We start from the raw sequence: 1,471 nt of genomic DNA, 5'->3' as shown, positions 1-1,471 counted from the left end.
GGCTTCCGACGCCGCCAGTTTCGTGAGCGGACAGACACTGCTGGTGGATGGCGGGATCACCAGCGTCCTGTAGGAACGCGCGCCGTCACGAAACAGTCACACTAAATCGGGGATGCCATGCTAGAAATCGGACCTGGCCGCCCCCCGCGACCCCGACCGCATCAGAGACCGGCGAAGCCGCCATGAATATCGCCCTCCCCGCCGAAGGCACCGACCTGTCGCCTTACCTGCCAGATGAGCACGGGCTGTTCTTCATCTACCACTTTACCGCCGAGGGCGCGCGCACCAGGGATGCCGCCGCCGCGCACTGGACATGGCGCAGCTACCAGCTTTCCGACATGCGCGCCCGCCACGAGATCGGCGCCGATAAGGCCTTGCCGGCGCCGGTGCGCGAAGCCTTCCTGGGCGCCAGCCATGGCTGCCATATCGACCTCGAGGATGACTGGCTCTACGGCGATCTGCCGGACCTGCGCCATGATTATTCGGCGGAAGCCGGCGGGCTTGGTCATTTCCGCTTCGCCCTCAACGACACGATGCTGGTCGGCGCCCGCAAGCAACCGCTGCAATCGGTCGACAACATCCGCAAGGCGATCGAGAACGGATCGCGCAAGTTCCGCTCGCCGGCCGAGCTGATCGAGGCTGTCGTCGGGCAGTCGTTCGACGGCATGGCGACGGAACTGGCGTCACTCAGCGACAGTCTCGACGGCATCGAGGACCGTATCGTCTGCGACGCATGGCACAATGAGCGGCAGGCGCTGGTCGATGCGCGCCGGCACCTGGTGGTCATCCACCGGCAGATGGCGACGCTGACAAATCTGTTTCGCCACCTCGACCATTCGCACCGCAACGACCTGCCGGATTCGATCAACGACATGGCAGCGCGGCTTTCGCACCGCGCCCAGACGCTGCACTATGACGGCGAGCAATTGCAGGCGCGCACGCGGTTGCTGCAGGACGAGCTGATGGCCAAGCTGACGACGCAGTCGAACCGGCTGCTCTATGTGCTCTCGGTGATGACGGCGGTGCTGTTGCCGATGACCATCATCTCGGGCCTGTTTGGCATGAATGTCGGCGGCCTGCCGCTGGTCAACACCCCATTGGGCTTCTGGGTGGTCACCGCCGTATCGCTGCTGATCGCGGGCGCGACCTATCTTTTCGTCAGACGGCTCGGACAGATGTAGCCCGGCGCGCCGTCGCCAGCATGGACCAGGAATAGATCGCAAGCGCCGCCCAGATCAGGGCAAAGGCGATAGCCTGCGTTGTGCCGAACGGCTCGTCGAAGATCAGCACGGCAATCAGAAACACCATGGTCGGCGCTATGTACTGCATGATGCCGATGGTCGAGAGGCGCAGCAGCTTGGCGCCGAAGGCGAACAGCAGCAGCGGCACGGCGGTCACCGGCCCGCAGCCGATGAGCAGCGCGGTGTCGGTGCCGGCGCTGGGCTACATAGTCTTCCTGATCGCCACCGGA

1 protein-coding gene and 1 pseudogene are annotated in these 1,471 nt (G+C 64.7%); one reads left to right on the top strand and one right to left on the bottom strand.

The window, feature by feature from the left end; all coding sequences use genetic code 11:
* Positions 1-182 precede the first annotated feature (182 nt).
* Entirely contained in the window at positions 183-1,181 is a 999-nt protein-coding gene (locus EOA36_RS35275; protein ID WP_127281220.1) for a transporter, read from the top strand.
* Here the strand turns inward: EOA36_RS35275 and EOA36_RS35270 are convergent.
* Positions 1,159-1,431: pseudogene (locus tag EOA36_RS35270) on the bottom strand (EamA family transporter RarD); the annotation flags it as partial. The gene EOA36_RS35275 and the pseudogene EOA36_RS35270 overlap by 23 nt on opposite strands.
* Between the last annotated feature and the right edge of the window lie 40 nt (positions 1,432-1,471).

Origin of the sequence: Mesorhizobium sp. M8A.F.Ca.ET.021.01.1.1, from assembly GCF_003998025.1 — a bacterium.
In the GTDB taxonomy this organism is placed as follows: domain Bacteria; phylum Pseudomonadota; class Alphaproteobacteria; order Rhizobiales; family Rhizobiaceae; genus Mesorhizobium.
This window is presented reverse-complemented; position numbering and strand designations above follow the sequence as displayed.